Source organism: Cupriavidus sp. 01L45, assembly GCF_056399885.1.
The window spans coordinates 50342-65208 of record NZ_JBFTSG010000043.1; the positions used below are offsets into that span (position 1 = coordinate 50342).

Genomic DNA, 14867 nt, shown 5'->3' on the forward strand with positions numbered 1-14867 from the left:
GGTATCCCGCTATGGCTTGGCGGCCGTGTAGCCCAGGCGCACGAACTGGCCCTTTTGCAACCGCGAGTAGGTGAAGCCGGCAAGCGTCATGCCGCCCATGTCGGACGCGGAGAAGTCATAGCCGGTGGTGGCGCCCAGGTATGGCTTGCGCAGTGCGCTGCAGAGCTTGTCGTTCGGCGCGTCCGCGCCGGCGGTCTTCAGGCCGTCGGCCAGCGCCATCACGGCGTCCCACGCGACCGCGGAGAAGTGCTTGGGCAGCTTGCCGTACTCCTTGCGATACGCTTCGACGAACGCCTTCTGGTTCGGCAGCGGGTCCTCGGCCACCACGAACTCCGGGTGGATGATGTTGTCCGCCGCATCGCCCATCGCCTTGACGGTCTCGTAGGTGGCGGTGCCGTGCACGGAAAGGATGGGCACGCCGATCTTCAACTGGCGCACATTGCGGAACGGCGCGGGCGAGGTCGAGATGATGATGAGCGCATCGGGCGTGGTTGCCTTCACCTTGGCCGCCTGGGTCGTCACGTCGGTCGCGGCGATTTCGAATTTCTCCACCTGCACGAAGCTGACCCCATACTCGCGGTCCAGGTTCTTCATGCTGTTCCACACCACTTGCCGTAGCCGGAGTCATGCAGCACGCCAATCCGCTTGAGGCCGTTGTCGCGGGCGTAGGAGAGCACGGCGCGCGCGTTGAGCTCCTGCGAGGGCGTCATATGAAAGACGCAGGTGCGCTCGCGCTCCACCGCCGGCCCCAGGCCGGAAAAGGCGAATACGGGCAGTTTCTGCGGCTGCGTGATGCTGCCGATGGCGACGGTCTGCGCAATTCCCGTGGGCCCCACAATGGCGCGCACCTTGTGCGTGTAAATCAGTGCGTTCGCCTTGGCCACCGCGGAGTCAGGGCTGGACCCGTCGTCCTCGAACACGATCTCGAGCGGGCGTCCCTGGATGCCGCCGCGGCCATTGATCACCTTCTGGGCCAACAGGGCGCCTCCGCGTTCGGCGAGCCCCACGGCGGCAAGTCCGCCGGTCGTCGACAACAGCGCGCCGATACGGATTGGCTCGCCGCCCGGCTTCGGCTGGGCCAGGGCCGGCTGTACCGCGCATGTGAATGCCGTGCCCGCAATGACGGCGGCCATCGCCTTCCCGGGCATCCGTAGATGGATTGCTCTGTAGCTCATGTCTGCTCCGTTTCTATTATTAGTGATTGACCCGATGGCCTTGAAGGATCGGCCCGGGCTCACGGCCCCGGGCAAGACGGGCGGAAGTCATGCGCATCGGCATGCCCGCTCATCATCGCCAGCACGTCAGCGAGCGCGGCCACATCGAGATGACTCATATCCCGGCTCTGCCGCGAGCCATGCAGGCATGGGAGCGCCTTGCGGCCTGAAGGAGGCCGCAAGGCGCGATGCGGGAACAGCCGACTCCCTATTACCTATGCAAAGAGAGTGATCGAGGGCGCGGCGGCCATGTGCCGCTTATAGACCGGCCAGCTAGTCGACCTTCGCCCCGGAGAGCGCCACGATCTTCCTGGTCTGCTGCGTCTGCTCTTCGATATAGCGCGAGAACTGCTCCGGGCTGAACTTCATCGGCACCATCCCCTGCGCGGCGAAGTTCTTCTCGACGAAGTCCCGCTCATTGAGGATCTCGACAATGGTGGTGTTCAGCTTGGTCACCACCTGCCTGGGCACTTTTGCTGGGGCAAGCACGCCGTAGACGGCGGAGATATTCATCTCCTTGAAGCCGGCCTCCGTAAATGTGGGGACATCCGGCAGGGCCCGGGTCCGCTTCTCGCCGCTCACCGCCAGCACTTTGATCTTGCGCGCGCCGACGAAGCTCTGGATGGTAGGCAGCGCCGGGAACGTCAGGAGGATCTGGCCGCCCACGACATCGCTGACCGCCGGCGCGGAGCCCTTGTAGGGCACGTGGACCAGATCGGTGCCGGCCAGCTTGTTGAACAGTTCCCCCATCAGGTGCGGCTGGCTGCCGTTACCGAACGAGCCGTAGCTGAGCGTGCCCGGCCGGCTCTTTGCGTAGGCCGCCAGTTCTTTGAGACTATTGACCGGCAAGCTGCCCGACACGGCCATGACGAGGGGCACATAGCCAATGGCGGCCACCGGCGCGAAATCCCGCGATACGTTGTAGGAAAGCGAGGGCAGTACCACCGGGTTCAGCACAAAGGTGGCGTCATTCGTCAGCAGCAGCGTATAGCCATCGGGTTGCGCCTTGGCCACGGCTTCCGCGCCGATCACGGTGTTGCCGCCGCTCTTGTTTTCGACCACGACTTGCTGGCCCAGCTTTTCTGACATGCGATAGGCCAGTTGCCTGGCGATGATGTCGGTGGTGCCGCCGGGCGCGTACGGCACCACCAGCCTGATGGGCTGGGCGGGATAGGACTGCGCCCACGCCGTGCCCGCCCCGGTCAGCCATGCGAGGGCAAGGGCCGCCAGGCCCGTGTGCCTGCAGTGGCGGGAAAGCCCGCTGGTCTTTGCGTCCGCCCTTGCATCCTTGTTCCCGCGCGCAGGGGAATTTTCGCGGCCAGGTTGCCGCTTGTGGTCTTGCCAAAGCATAGTGTCTCCATCCATTTCAGTATTGGAATTCAGTATTGGAATCCAGCTCGCCGGCTGGCTTTCATTCAGGCAAACAACCAGGGCTCCCGCCGTGCCCGTTCTTGTTCATAGCCGCGGATTTTTACGGTATGGCGCAGGGCCAGCGCGATATCGTCGAGCCCGTTCAGCAGGCAGTACTTCTTGAACGGATCGAGCGAAAAGCCAATCGCTTCGCCGGACGGCGTCGTCACGGTCTGCCCGGCGAGGTCGATTTGCAGGCGGTAGCCGGGCGTCGCCGCGACCTCGGCAAACAGCCGGTCGACAACGGCCGCATCGACGACGATCGGCAGCAAACCGTTCTTCATGCAGTTGTTGTAAAAGATGTCGGCGAAACCGGGCGCGATCAGGGCGCGCATGCCGAAGTCTTCGAGTGCCCACGGCGCGTGTTCACGGGACGAGCCGCAACCGAAGTTCTCGCGCGCCAGCATGACCGACGCACTCCGATAGCGCGGCTGGTTGAGCACAAAGTCCGGGTTCAGCGGACGGCTGCTACAGTCCTGTCCCGGCTCGCCGTGATCCAGGTAGCGCCATTCATCGAACAGGTAGGGACCGAATCCGCTGCGCTTGATGGATTTCAGGAACTGCTTGGGAAGCATGGCGTCGGTATCGACGTTGGCGCGGTCCAGCGGCGCCACCAGTCCGTCCAGCGTGGTAAAGGCTCTCATCGTTACCTCCTCTGTCAAAGCGCGCGAATGTCGACGAAATGGCCCGCCACCGCCGCCGCGGCCGCCATCTGCGGGCTCACCAGGTGGGTTCGCCCTCCTGGTCCCTGCCGGCCCTCGAAATTGCGGTTCGAGGTAGACGCGCATCGCTCGCCGGCCGCCAGCCTGTCGTCGTTCATGCCCAGGCACATGGAACACCCCGGCTCCCGCCATTCAAAGCCGGCCGCGATAAAGACCTGGTCCAGCCCTTCGGCCTCCGCCTGCGACTTCACCAGCCCGGAACCGGGCACCGCCAGGGCCAGGCGGATGCTCGGGGCGATGTGCCGGCCGCGCAGCACTTGCGCTGCCGCGCGAAGATCCTCAAGGCGGGCGTTGGTGCACGAGCCGATGAAGATCTTGTCCAGCGGGATGGACTCCAGCGGCGTATCCGGCTGCAAGCCCATATAGTCGAGCGCCCGTTCCATGCTCTTGCGCTTGACCGGATCGCGCTCCCACTGGGGATCGGGTACACGCTCGCCGATGGCCACCACCATTTCCGGCGAGGTGCCCCAGGTCACATGCGGGCGGACCGATGCCGCATCGATCTCCACGATGGCATCGAAAACCGCGTGCGGGTCGCTGCGCAAGTTGCGCCAGAACGCGCTGGCGGTCTCCCACGCCTGGCCTTCAGGCGCGAGCGGACGGCCCCGGAGATAGGACAGCGTGGTCTCGTCGACCGCCACCATGCCGGCCCGCGCCCCCGCCTCGATCGCCATGTTGCAGACCGTCATGCGTGCTTCCATGCTCAGGCCGCGGATGGTGCTGCCGGCGAACTCGATCACATGCCCGGTCGCGCCGGCGGTACCGATCCGGCCAATCAGGCTGAGCGCGATATCCTTGGCGGAAACACCCGGCGACAGCTCGCCTTCCACCCTGACCAGCATCGATTTCGGCTTGGTCATCCACAGGCATTGCGCGCCCAGCACCTGCTCGACCTCCGAGGTCCCGATACCAAAGGCGAACGCAGCGAATGCGCCGTGCGTGGATGTGTGCGAATCGCCGCAGGCGATGGTCATGCCGGGCAGCGTGGCCCCGCGCTCTGGCCCGACCACGTGCAGGATGCCCTGGCGCGGATCATCCATGCCGAAGTTGACAATGCCGTGGTCGGCGCAGTTCTGGTCCAGCGCCTCCACCTGGGCGCGGCTCACAGGATCGGTGATGCCCTGCGCGCGCGCGGTGGTCGGCACATTGTGGTCGGCCGTGGCAAGCACCGAAGCGGCGCGCCAGAGCTTGCGCCCGTTCAGGCGCAGGCCTTCGAAGGCCTGGGGACTGGTCACCTCGTTCACCAGGTGCCGGTCGATATAGATCAGCGAGGGCCCGTCGGCTTCCTCGTGGATGACGTGGCTGGCCCAGAGCTTGTCGAGCAGGCTGGCCGGTTGGCTGACTTCAAGCATGATGTTGGTCTCCGTAATACCCCGCGCAGGCGCAGATCGCGCGCGGGCCTTGCCAAGGGATGCTGGATTGCGCTGCCGGCCTATCGTGTTTCCAGCCAGGCCGGCCTGGGATGGAGGTCGGTGCGCTTGCCGGCCTTGACGACCTGCCCGGAAATGTCGTGCCCGACCAGGGCCGGCAGGCCGAGCGCCACACCGAGCAACCGGTCCAGGTCGACCCCGGTGTCAACGCCGGACGACTCCAGCATGTGCACCAGGTCTTCGGTGCAGATGTTGCCGGTGGCGCCCGGCGCGAACGGGCAGCCGCCCAGCCCGCCCAGCGACGCGTCGAAGCTGGTCACCCCCGCCGCCAGTCCCGCCAGCACGTTGCTCAGTCCCATGCCGCGCGTGTTGTGGAAGTGCAAGGTCAAGGGCACGCCGGGGAACCATGCGCGGAAGGCCGCCACCAGTGCGCCCACCTGGCGAGGATCGGCCATGCCGGTGGTATCCGCCAGCGTGATGCTGTGCATGCCCATGCCGAGGTACTGCTCGGCAGCCCATTTCACCCGCTCGGGCGCGATGTCGCCTTCGAACGGGCAGCCGAAGGCCGTCGCGATGCAGCCGCTGACCCGCAGCGCCGCTCCCTGCGCCAGTTGCATCACACCGCGAAACTGCTCGATCGACTGCGCGCAGGTCATGCGCATATTGGCCAGGTTATGCGTCTCGCTTGCCGACATGACCAGATTGATCTCGTCCATGCCGCAAGTCAGCGCCCGTTCGCAGCCGCGCGCGTTCGGCACCAGCGCCGCGTAGGTGACATCCGGATGGCGCCGGATCCCCCTGGCGACCGCTTCGGCATCGCGCAGATTCGGAATGGCCTTGGGCGAGACGAAGGAAGTGATCTCGATCTTGGCCAGTCCCGTTGCCGATAGCCGGTCGATCAGATCGATCTTCTGCCCGGTCGGAATAAACTCTGGCTCGATCTGGAAGCCGTCCCGTACCGAAACCTCGTTGATGAATACCCGCTGCGGGGCGTTTGAAAACCACATGACTTTCTCCTGTCGTGCCGGCTGGCGGTTCAGACCACGCCGGCGTCGCGCAATGCCTGGAATTCGGCGCCGGAGATGCCGAGCGATGCCAGCACCTCCTTCGTGTGGGCACCCAGCGCGGGACCGAGCCACTGAGTCTTGCCCGGAGTCTCGCTGAGCTTGGGCACGATTCCCGCCATTTCCACTGGCACGCCGTCCGGCAGGATGTGGGTCTCGATCATGTCGCGGGCGCGATAGTGCTCATCGGTGCAGATTTCGGCGGCCGTGTAGATCTTGCCGCAGGGAACGGCCGCGGCGCCCAGCGTGGCGAGCACCGTTTCCAGGTCATGCGAGGATGTCCACTCGGCGATGGCCTCGTCGAGCATCGCGTTATGCGCGACCCGGCCGTCGTTATGGGCAAGGCGCGGGTCCTCGCCGAGATCGCCGCGGCCGATGGCCGTCATGAAGCGCTTGAAGATGGCGTCGCCATTGCCGGCAATGATGACGTAGTGGCCGTCCTTGCAGGGATAGGTATTGGAAGGCGAGATGCCCGGCAGGCTGGCGCCCGATCTCTCCCGCACATGCTTGAGCATCGAGTATTCGGGAACCAGGCTCTCCATCACGGCGAAGACCGATTCGTAGAGCGCCACGTCGATAAACTGGCCTTCGCCGCCGTTGGCGCGCAAGTGATGCATGGCCAGCAGCGCGCCGATCACGCCGTAGAGCGAGGCCAGCGTATCGCCGATGCTCACGCCCGAGCGGACCGGCGGCCGGTCCGGATAGCCCGAGACGTAGCGCAGCCCGCCCATCGATTCCGCGATGGCGGCAAAGCCCGGCCGGTCCTTGTAGGGACCAGTCTGACCGTACCCGGAAATCCTGACCATGATCAGCGCCGGATTCACCTGGCGCAGGTCTTCCCAGCCGAGGCCCCATTTTTCGAGCGTCCCCGGCCGGAAGTTCTCGATCACGATATCGGCACTGGCGACCAGCTTGCGCACGATGTCCTGGCCTGCGGGCGAGCGCAGGTCCAGCGTCACCGATTTCTTGTTGCGGCTCTGGCTGTACCACCACAGGGAGGTGCCCTCGTACAGCTTGCGCCATTTGCGCAGCGGATCGCCCTCCTCAGGCGGCTCGATCTTCAGCACGTCGGCACCGAACTGGGCCAGCAGGCTGCCCGCGTATGGTCCGGCGATCAGCGAACCGAGTTCAATGACCCGGATGCCCCGGAGGGAGGATTTGTCGTTGACGTTGTCTTTGTCGTCGTTGTTGGCTTCGGCCATGGCTGTATCGAACTCCTGTCTGCCACTATTGCCTGGTGGCTTGCGGTACTGAAGGTTGAAAGAAGTCGCGCGAGCCGTAAAGCAACCATTGGCGAGCGCGCCATCGCAAAACGCGATGGCAGGGCCGGCACGGCTACGGCGCCTCGCGAAGGTGGTCGACCAGCAGCCTCGCCACCACGGACAAGCCCTGGTACGCGCGTACCCCGATCACAAGCTGGCGCTCCGCCCACGGTTCGTCCAGCCTGATGGTGTGGATGCCAAGCGTGTGCTGGTATGGCGCGGCGCTGCATTTGGGCAGGATGCCCAGGCCCAGGCCGGCCTGCACCATCAGGCACAGGGCGTCGTAGCCCGGCACGTGAATACGCGGCTTGAGCGCCCTTCCCGCCTCGCTGGCGGCCTTGATCAGCTGCAGGTTGATATGGCTGCCCGCGTGCAGGCTCACGTGGTCGTAATCCAGCGTCTCGCGTATCGCCACCGACTGCCGGCCGGCAAGCGCGTGCCCTTGCGGCACGATCAACACCAGTTCGTCGCGCCGGTAGGGAAAGGTCTCCAGCTCCGCCCCCGCCGCCCCGGCGGTAAAGATGCCGATATCGGCGGCGTTCTCCGCCACGGCCCGCACAATCGCGGAACTGATGCGCTCCTCCAGGTGCACGTCGATCAGCGGATAGGCCGCCAGGAAGGATTTGAGTTGCGCCGGCAGGAACTGCGTGATGGTGGAGATATTGGCGAATACCCTGGCTCGCCCCCGCAGGCCCCCGGCATAGTCGCGCATGCGAACGGCAATATCGTCGAGGTCGTGCAGGACGCCACGCGCCAGGTGCATCAGCTCCACCCCCGCTGCCGTCGGGCGCACCCCCTTGTTGCTGCGCACGAGCAACGCCGTTCCCAGACAGTGCTCCAGCTCGCTGACGCGCTTGCTTACCGCCGCCGCGGCAAGATGCGCGCGTTCGGCGGCAGCCGAGATGGAGCCCTCTTCGAGGATACCGACGAAGAGCCGCAATGACGTTGGATCGAGCCTCACCATGATCTTGTACTCCGGAATGCCGATGGCGGCTGTCTTGTGGCTAAAATACGCGCATGAAACCAATCGCCAAACCCACTGCCGCGGCCGACGAGGACGCGCAGCCCAAACTGGAAGAAGGCCACCGCGACTATGTCGCGGCCCTGGCGCGAGGCCTTGCGGTCATTCAGGCGTTCACCGACAGCGAACCCGAAATGACGCTGAGCGAAGTCGCCCAGGCCACGGGAATGAGCCCCGCCACCGCACGCCGCGCGCTGCTGACGCTGCAATCGCTCGGTTACATCGGCGCGAACGGGCGTCGATTCCTGCTCTTGCCCAAGGTGCTGTCGCTTGGGGCGGCCTTCCTCCGCTCCATGAACCTGCGCGACATCGTGCAGCCCTTCCTGCAAGAGGTGGCCGAGCGCTTTCGCGATTCGGTCTCGCTGGCCATCCTCGACGGCGACAGCGTGGTCTATCTTGCGCACGTGCCAAGCAGCCGCCGCATCGCGTATCGCGCCTCGGTTGGCTACCGCCTGCCGGTCCACTGCACCTCGCTCGGGCGGCTGCTGCTTGCGCACGCGCCGAAGCGGCAGCAGAACGCCGTCCTCGCCAAGGCGCCGTTCCAGAAGTACACCCCGATGACGCTGAGCGAAGCGGACGATCTGCGGGCGGCGCTGGCCAAGGCACTGGAGCAGGGTTACGCGGCACAGGACAGCCAGCTGGAAATCGGCGTGCTGTCGATCGCGGTACCGGTGCGCGACCCGCAGCAGCGGGTGATCGCCGCCATCAATTGCTCGACCGAAGCCGAACGGACCAGCATGGAGGAACTGCTCTCCACCCGCTTGCCCGCGCTGCGCGAGGCCGCCGCCTCGATCGAGGCGGCGATACAGCGAGCGCCCGCCCTCGCGCACTCCATTTCGGCGGCGTCCTGAGCCGGGCAACACCGGCACGCGCCTAGCTTGCCGCCTCGGGCTCCATGGCGATATCGAGCTCCACCAGTTGGTAGTTGTCGCGCTCGGGGTGCGGGCGCACTGCCACGATGTGGTCGTCGATGGTCGAGAAGATGCAGTCGACCGGATTGGCGGGATCGCCGGCGAAATAGACCTGCGAGGTAAGCATCCGATAGCCGGGATGTACCACGCGATAGTGGATGTGCGGAGCGCGCTGGCGGTTGCGGCCGAGCCGCTTCATCAGCACGCCGACTTCGGTGTCTTCGCGGCCGATGATGTAGCCGCCTGGCCGCACCGTGAGAATGCTGAAACCGCCATCCGCGTTGCAGCGCAGCTTGCCGCGCAGGTTGTCTGCCGACTGGGAATCGTCCTCGTTTTCATAGCGGCCGAACTGGTTCGGCTGCCACACGATGAGTTGCGCCCCCGCGATGGAGCGGCCGGTCACCGCGTCGCGCACCTGCCCCCTTAGCTCGAGACGCTGGCCGGGCTCTTCGTCCGTCGCCAGCGAACAAGGATTGGGGCCTTCGGCGATGCCATCCTTCGGGAAGGGGCCGGTCACGTTCTGCGGCGTGGCCTGATCGTCGGAGCGTGCCAGATCGAGCGCCCGCATGGTCATGCCCATCATGTCGCAAAGCATGATGAGTTCATCCTGAGCCGCCACCTTGCCCAGCCAGCCCACGATGCGATAGAGCTCCTGGTCCGTCAGGCGCAATTCGTCCAGCATGGCGTGAAAGTGGCGAAGCGCCACCGCGAAGCGAGCCTGAAGCGCCGGATCGGAACCTGCGGCACCTTCGCACATCGCGCCGATTGCCCGTTGCAGGGTGGGATTGTCTTGCATGTTCATGGTTGTCTCCGTCTCGGTTTATCGGGTTGCGGCGCCGCCGGCCAGGTCGACGGCTCGCGCAAGCAGGGTCGAATCCGCCTTCAGCTTGTGCTTGGCCGGCTTATGCGTGGGCGTGTGGGGAATGGCGTCGACCAGCACCACGAAGCGCGGCAGCTTGTGCGCGGCAAGCCGGTCTTTGGCCCAGGCAACCAGGGCTGCCGGATTGACCGTCTGGCCCTTCCTGAGCTGCACTGCCAGCATGATTTCTTCTTCGCCAAGCTCGGCCGGCACGCCGACGGCCGCGGCTTCTTCGACCGCGGGATGCTCGCCGAAAATGCGGTCGAGTTCGGCGCCGGACACGTTTTCGCCCTTGCGCCGGATGACGTCCTTCTTGCGGGCGACGAAGACGTAGTAGCCGTCGGCGTCCTGGCGCACCAGGTCGCCAGTGGCGAACCAGCCGGCCTTGAACGCGGCTTCGGTCTGTGTGGCGTCTCGAAAGTAGCCCTGCATCAAGGTGGGCGTGCGGATCAGCAACTCGCCCTCCTCGCCTTGGGCCACGTCAACTCCCTCGTCGTCGACGATGCGGGCTTCGGGTGCCGCGATGCTGGTATCGGGATGACGCGAGATAAGGCCCATCGTCCCCAGCTTGTGCGGCCCATTGAAGGGGTTGGCGATCACCCCCGGGATTTCGGTCATGCCATAGCACTCGATCAGCCGCGGCACATGAAACTCGTTCTTCATCACGCGGACCATCTCGTGCGTCTGCGGCGCGATGAACATCTTGGTGATGCGGTGGCCGGGGACGAACTCCTCGCGCGGCCGGCGCGCCAGGATGCTGCCGGCGGCAGCCACGAGGTTGACCTCGGTCGCGCCGCTCTCCGCGGCAAAGCGCCAGAAGGACGAGGCGGAGAACTTGCGCAGCAGCACTAGGCAGCCGCCGCATGCGAAGGCGCCGCCAACCGAGTACATCAGCGCATTGATGTGGAACAACGGCATCACGCACATCACCCGCTCGCTGGGCTGCAGGTAGAGGCGGCCAACGAATGCCTCCGCGGTCAGCACATAGCCGCGATGGCTGTGCATGGCGCCTTTCGGGAAACCGGTGGTGCCCGAGGTGTAAATAATCAGCGCGGTATCGGTCGCGTTGCCCGTGCCCGGCGGTGCCTGCGCCGGCGTGCCGGCGCCCATCGATTCCTCAAGCGTGGGCACCGCGTGCTGGCCGGCCTCGTTGGCACGCAGCCAGACACTCTCGCCAAGTTCGGCGACGACGGCCGCCGCGGTTTCGAAGGTGGCCGGGGAACACACAACGCCCGAGACCTGCGCGTGCCGGAGCACGTAGAGCGCCTCGTCCAGCCGGTAGTCCGGATTCGCCGGCACCATGCTGGCGCCGATCCGCGCCAGCGCGAACATCAGTACCACCGTGGAGGGATGGTTGGCCGACAGGATGCCGATCCTGTCGCCGGGGCGCACACGCATATCGTGCGCCAGCCAGTTCGCGGCGCGGGAAATCCGCGCTTCCAGCTGCCCATAGGTCCAGGACTCGCCTTCGAACAGGACGGCGGGCTTGTCCGGATGTGCTTCGACCCGCGCGGCGAGAAAATCCGGGAGCGTGAAGTCATGCGCCCGGTACTGCCGGAGCACCTCCAGCGGGGTGATCATCGCCGGGTTACCGACGGAATGAGGATGGCTCATGCTGCCCTCGCCGGGATGCCGTCAAAAGCGATGGCGTGTTCGGCGGCATCGGCCAGGATGAAGCCAATAGGCTGCCGTTGCTCTTCCTGCAGGTGGGCGATCAGGCTTGCCACGCGGGCCAGCAGCGGCACCCCCTTCAAGGCGCCGGCCGGATATCCGGCATCCAGCAGAACCGCCGGGATCGCCCCGGACACGTTCATGGGCAATGGCTTGGCATAGTGCGCCGGGACCGCTTCGGCGACCGCTTCCAGCGCGGCGACGTGTTCGCCCGCCAGGCCTAGTTCGCGCGAGTACGCCAGCAGCCGGTGCGCGCGCGGGTCGCCCTGCTTGTGCGTGGGATGACCAAAGCCCGGCAGCGGCTTGCGCGCCTGGCGCAAGGCCCGGACCACCGAGTGCGCGCTTTCGGCAATGGAACCAACCTCCCTGCCCGCCAGCACTTCCTTGAGCATCAGGCCGGCAGTTTCCGATGCACCCAGTATCACGGAGCCGCAGCCAAGGACGCCGGCCGCGACCGCGCCCTGCAGCGCGTCCGGGGCAGCTGCAAGAGTCATTCGCGCAGCCTGCACGGACGGCACCAGGCCATGTTCGGCGATGGCGACGAGACAGGCATTAGTGACCGCCACCAGTCCTTGGTCAGGTATCCGCCCGGTAAGGAGAAACAGGAAGTACTCCGTGAAGCCGACCTTGCCGATGAGTTCCTGGCTCAGGTCCTTGCCATGCACGGAAACCCCGTGGATATCCACCTCGGCGATGGCCGTACGGCCAGCCGGGGCCTGCTTTATCTGCTCGATTGTCATATCATCTCCTCTTTCTTTTTTGCGGTAGGCGCAAATAATAGCGATATGCGAAGAATTCTAGGGCGGGATCTAGCAGTTGGCAAGCCACCTGAACGAGGACAGGCGAACCGCACATAGCCCGGCAGATTCGCCCAAGGCATCGCTCACGCTCCGTCCGTGAATGGCTCCGCATTGCCGATCTTTGCCAGCGAACCGTCCGTGAACGGATCAACTTGCCGGATGGCCCCATCCGTGAAGGGATCAACTGGGCGGGCGGCACCTTCGGTATAGGGATCGGCCTTGCGCACCGCTACCTTGCGGAACTGCTCATCGACGAGTCCGCCGTGCCGCGGGAAGTCCTGCGTTGCCACCTGGGGTGCTTCGAGCCGACTGCTGCGCGCACCATCCAAAAAGACGTCGGGAGAACGCACAGTCGCCTGCGCGGCTGAACTCGCTACCAGCATCACGGCCGCGCCAATCATTGCCTTTCTCATTGCACTTGCTCCTTTGAAAACCAAAAAGAGAACGGGAACCACGCCAGATGCACTCTTTCGACCTGAGTGGTGACGCCCTTGGAGCACACTATAGACAAAACCGTACCGTATGGTATTCTTCGGTTTGGAAGACAGGGTTCGGTATCGTTGAATGCTCTGAGCGGCGCAGGACTGCCGCAAGGCCCTGGATCTTCGATTTGATAGACTGCAGAGGACCTGAGACATCAGGTCGCGATTTTGGCGCTTGGCCTCTTAACCACCTTGCTACTCAATGGACCCACAACAGAGCACGTTGACGAAAACCTCCGCGAAGTCGCCTCTGCGCTTGACGCGCCGGGGGGAAGATAAGCGCGCGCTGATTCTGACCATCGCCGCCGACATGTTTCTCGATCACGGCTACGACGGCGTCAGCCTCGACGAGATTGTCAAGGCGTGTGGCGGCTCAAAAACCAATGTCTACAGCTACTTTGGTGGCAAGGATGGGCTATTCGTCGCTGTTGTAGAGATGCTTTGCGACAAATTCCTGGAGAAAACCGAGTGCCTGGACCTCTCGCACAGCAGCGCGGCGCAGGGCTTGCAGAAGATTGCGCACAGTTTCCTCCAGTCGCTGCTGGAAGAGCGCCACCTCGCATTCCTGCGGCTCATCATCGCCGAATCCCGCCGGTTCCCTGAACTGGGCGATGCGTGGTACACACGCGGCCCGAAGGCTTCCTGCACGTACATCGCCAGTTTCCTGGCAACGCATGAGGCTGCGGGGGCCACGCTGGTCGCAACACCTGAGATCGCCGCCCAGACATTCCACAGCATCGTGATCGCCGGCACATTGCACCGCGCGCTGGCGACTGACTACCGCCCCACCGAAGGCGAACTCGACGCGCTCATTCTGTCTGCCGTTGCTTTGATCCTAAGGTCATAGCTGCCGATCGGCATTTCCCGAATGCCGGGGCCTGGTTAGCTCACAGCGCCGCATTGCGAACGTCAACGCGCTCGACGCGCGTCCTGTGCTCACTAGCTCCGCTGACAATCGGTTGCGATAGCCGCTTGCTCCCTCCATCGCCGGTGGCGAAGCCGTCGCCGTTGTTCCAGCAAGCCTAGAGTCCCTTCTCGGCCAGCATCTGCCGACTATCCCTCGTTTGGCGTCAAAGCGGGCGCCATCACACATCAACAGGTTGTGATATGAAAATTACGCGCCAGCTTCTGCCGCTGCTTTGCTGCGCCTTTTTGTCATCCGCCGCCCTGGCGGACGCTGTGACACTGCCCCCGATGAATCTCGGCAACACGAGCTTTCTGGACGGCATCGCAGGGCCGGGCTTCCTTTTTGAAGTTGGCTCCAGCTACTACCACGCCACGACCCTCAAGGACGACGCCGGCAACGCCAGTCCGGGGGCCCCGCGCATCGAGGTAGCTGCCATCGTTCCGCATATTGCCTACATATCCCCCAATATCACGGTGCTTGGCGGACATGTTGGCGGCGAGATATTGCTTCCGCTTGTCTATGCCAACCTGAAAGTCGGGCCCGGCCTCGAAGATAGCAACTTTGCCGCCGGCGACGTCCAGTTCAGCCCCTTCCTGGTTCAATGGACGGGCCAGACGCTGTTTGGCATGCCCTTCTTCCAGCGGTTCGATCTGCTTTTTTCGGCGCGAACCGGGCAGTACAACCGCAATGCGCTCGCCAACGCTGGAAGCCATGCCTGGACGGTCGCGCCTTACTATGCTTTCACGCTGATGCCCACCGATAAGTTCGAGATCAGTGCCCGGCTCAACTACCAGTGGAGCGGCAAGAACACCAAGCCATCCCCGGCCTTGAACGCAGACTCCGTGCAGGCCGGTGACGCGCTGTCTCTAAACCTCTCTGGCTCCTATGCTGTTTCCAAGCAATGGCGGATCGGCATCGCTGGCTATGCCCTGCAACAACTCAGCGAGGATCGCATCAATGGCAAGTACCAGTTGGACTCCAAGGAACGGCTCTTCGGGGCTGGCCCGGGGGTGCTATACCAAGGAAGTTCGTACCAGATCCTRTTGAATGCATATAAGGAATGGGGCGCCAGGAATCGCCCGGAGGGCAGCAAGATCGTGCTGCGGTACCTGCTCCCGTTCTGATTGGAAACACCGCGCCAGCCTCTTGCCTCACTTTCCAGGGACGGCTTGTT

General features: G+C 64.6%; 15 protein-coding genes. 3 read left to right on the plus strand and 12 right to left on the minus strand.

The window, feature by feature from the left end; all coding sequences use genetic code 11:
- Positions 1-9: 9 nt before the first annotated feature.
- The 8 genes from AC1DT6_RS26790 to AC1DT6_RS26825 form a co-directional block, all read right to left on the minus strand.
- Positions 10-594, minus strand: a complete 585-nt coding sequence (locus tag AC1DT6_RS26790; protein ID WP_477115046.1) for an ABC transporter substrate-binding protein — start codon at positions 592-594, stop codon at positions 10-12.
- A complete protein-coding gene (locus AC1DT6_RS26795; protein WP_477115047.1) occupies positions 591-1133 on the minus strand; it encodes an ABC transporter substrate-binding protein in 543 nt (180 codons plus the stop codon). Before AC1DT6_RS26795 ends, AC1DT6_RS26790 begins: the two co-directional genes overlap by 4 nt.
- Before the next feature lie 354 nt (positions 1134-1487).
- Positions 1488-2564 (minus strand): Bug family tripartite tricarboxylate transporter substrate binding protein, encoded by a 1077-nt coding sequence (locus AC1DT6_RS26800; RefSeq protein ID WP_477115048.1) that lies wholly within the window; start codon positions 2562-2564, stop codon positions 1488-1490.
- Between the two features lie 65 nt (positions 2565-2629).
- Complete coding sequence (gene leuD, locus AC1DT6_RS26805) at positions 2630-3268, minus strand: 3-isopropylmalate dehydratase small subunit (protein WP_477115049.1); 639 nt, start codon at positions 3266-3268, stop codon at positions 2630-2632.
- A gap of 14 nt (positions 3269-3282) precedes the next feature.
- Positions 3283-4698, minus strand: coding sequence for a 3-isopropylmalate dehydratase large subunit (gene leuC, locus AC1DT6_RS26810; RefSeq protein ID WP_477115050.1), 1416 nt, complete (start codon positions 4696-4698; stop codon positions 3283-3285).
- Between the two features lie 80 nt (positions 4699-4778).
- Complete coding sequence (locus AC1DT6_RS26815) at positions 4779-5723, minus strand: hydroxymethylglutaryl-CoA lyase (protein WP_477115051.1); 945 nt, start codon at positions 5721-5723, stop codon at positions 4779-4781.
- A gap of 29 nt (positions 5724-5752) precedes the next feature.
- The gene (locus AC1DT6_RS26820) at positions 5753-6982 is read right to left on the minus strand and encodes a CaiB/BaiF CoA transferase family protein (RefSeq protein ID WP_477115052.1); all 1230 of its coding nucleotides are present in this window, start codon (positions 6980-6982) and stop codon (positions 5753-5755) included.
- Positions 6983-7115: 133 nt separating this feature from the next.
- Positions 7116-8003, minus strand: coding sequence for a LysR family transcriptional regulator (locus AC1DT6_RS26825; RefSeq protein WP_477115073.1), 888 nt, complete (start codon positions 8001-8003; stop codon positions 7116-7118).
- Positions 8004-8059: 56 nt separating this feature from the next.
- Between AC1DT6_RS26825 and AC1DT6_RS26830 the strand changes: the two genes are divergently transcribed.
- Positions 8060-8914: an IclR family transcriptional regulator domain-containing protein gene (locus AC1DT6_RS26830; protein ID WP_477115053.1), complete on the plus strand. Its 855-nt coding sequence runs from the start codon at positions 8060-8062 to the stop codon at positions 8912-8914.
- A 22-nt stretch (positions 8915-8936) separates the two neighbouring features.
- Here AC1DT6_RS26830 and AC1DT6_RS26835 read toward each other — a convergent pair whose 3' ends face one another.
- The 4 genes from AC1DT6_RS26835 to AC1DT6_RS26850 all read right to left on the minus strand — a co-directional run bounded on the left by AC1DT6_RS26835 (position 8937) and on the right by AC1DT6_RS26850 (position 12705).
- Positions 8937-9776, minus strand: a complete 840-nt coding sequence (locus AC1DT6_RS26835; RefSeq protein WP_477115054.1) for a dioxygenase family protein — start codon at positions 9774-9776, stop codon at positions 8937-8939.
- Between the two features lie 18 nt (positions 9777-9794).
- A complete protein-coding gene (locus AC1DT6_RS26840; RefSeq protein WP_477115055.1) occupies positions 9795-11447 on the minus strand; it encodes a class I adenylate-forming enzyme family protein in 1653 nt (550 codons plus the stop codon).
- Positions 11444-12244, minus strand: coding sequence for a citryl-CoA lyase (locus tag AC1DT6_RS26845; protein WP_477115056.1), 801 nt, complete (start codon positions 12242-12244; stop codon positions 11444-11446). Before AC1DT6_RS26845 ends, AC1DT6_RS26840 begins: the two co-directional genes overlap by 4 nt.
- Before the next feature lie 143 nt (positions 12245-12387).
- A complete protein-coding gene (locus tag AC1DT6_RS26850) occupies positions 12388-12705 on the minus strand; it encodes a hypothetical protein (RefSeq protein ID WP_477115057.1) in 318 nt (105 codons plus the stop codon).
- Positions 12706-13009: 304 nt separating this feature from the next.
- On the opposite strand from AC1DT6_RS26850, the gene AC1DT6_RS26855 reads away from it, so the two are divergent.
- Positions 13010-13633 carry a TetR/AcrR family transcriptional regulator gene (locus AC1DT6_RS26855; RefSeq protein WP_477115058.1) on the plus strand — a complete coding sequence of 208 codons (624 nt, stop codon included), beginning with the start codon at positions 13010-13012 and terminating at the stop codon, positions 13631-13633.
- Positions 13634-13893: 260 nt separating this feature from the next.
- Positions 13894-14817 (plus strand): SphA family protein, encoded by a 924-nt coding sequence (locus tag AC1DT6_RS26860; protein ID WP_477115059.1) that lies wholly within the window; start codon positions 13894-13896, stop codon positions 14815-14817.
- Positions 14818-14867: the final 50 nt, after the last annotated feature.

Bases quoted from the DNA above. Each gene is read 5' to 3' on its own strand.
- AC1DT6_RS26790 (WP_477115046.1), bottom strand. From the start codon at position 594: ATGAAGAACCTGGACCGCGAGTATGGGGTCAGCTTCGTGCAGGTGGAG.
- AC1DT6_RS26795 (WP_477115047.1), bottom strand. From the start codon at position 1,133: ATGGCCGCCGTCATTGCGGGCACGGCATTCACATGCGCGGTACAGCCG.
- AC1DT6_RS26800 (WP_477115048.1), bottom strand. From the start codon at position 2,564: ATGCTTTGGCAAGACCACAAGCGGCAACCTGGCCGCGAAAATTCCCCT.
- leuD (WP_477115049.1), bottom strand. From the start codon at position 3,268: ATGAGAGCCTTTACCACGCTGGACGGACTGGTGGCGCCGCTGGACCGC.
- leuC (WP_477115050.1), bottom strand. From the start codon at position 4,698: ATGCTTGAAGTCAGCCAACCGGCCAGCCTGCTCGACAAGCTCTGGGCC.
- AC1DT6_RS26815 (WP_477115051.1), bottom strand. From the start codon at position 5,723: ATGTGGTTTTCAAACGCCCCGCAGCGGGTATTCATCAACGAGGTTTCG.
- AC1DT6_RS26820 (WP_477115052.1), bottom strand. From the start codon at position 6,982: ATGGCCGAAGCCAACAACGACGACAAAGACAACGTCAACGACAAATCC.
- AC1DT6_RS26830 (WP_477115053.1), top strand. From the start codon at position 8,060: ATGAAACCAATCGCCAAACCCACTGCCGCGGCCGACGAGGACGCGCAG.
- AC1DT6_RS26835 (WP_477115054.1), bottom strand. From the start codon at position 9,776: ATGAACATGCAAGACAATCCCACCCTGCAACGGGCAATCGGCGCGATG.
- AC1DT6_RS26840 (WP_477115055.1), bottom strand. From the start codon at position 11,447: ATGAGCCATCCTCATTCCGTCGGTAACCCGGCGATGATCACCCCGCTG.
- AC1DT6_RS26845 (WP_477115056.1), bottom strand. From the start codon at position 12,244: ATGACAATCGAGCAGATAAAGCAGGCCCCGGCTGGCCGTACGGCCATC.
- AC1DT6_RS26850 (WP_477115057.1), bottom strand. From the start codon at position 12,705: ATGATTGGCGCGGCCGTGATGCTGGTAGCGAGTTCAGCCGCGCAGGCG.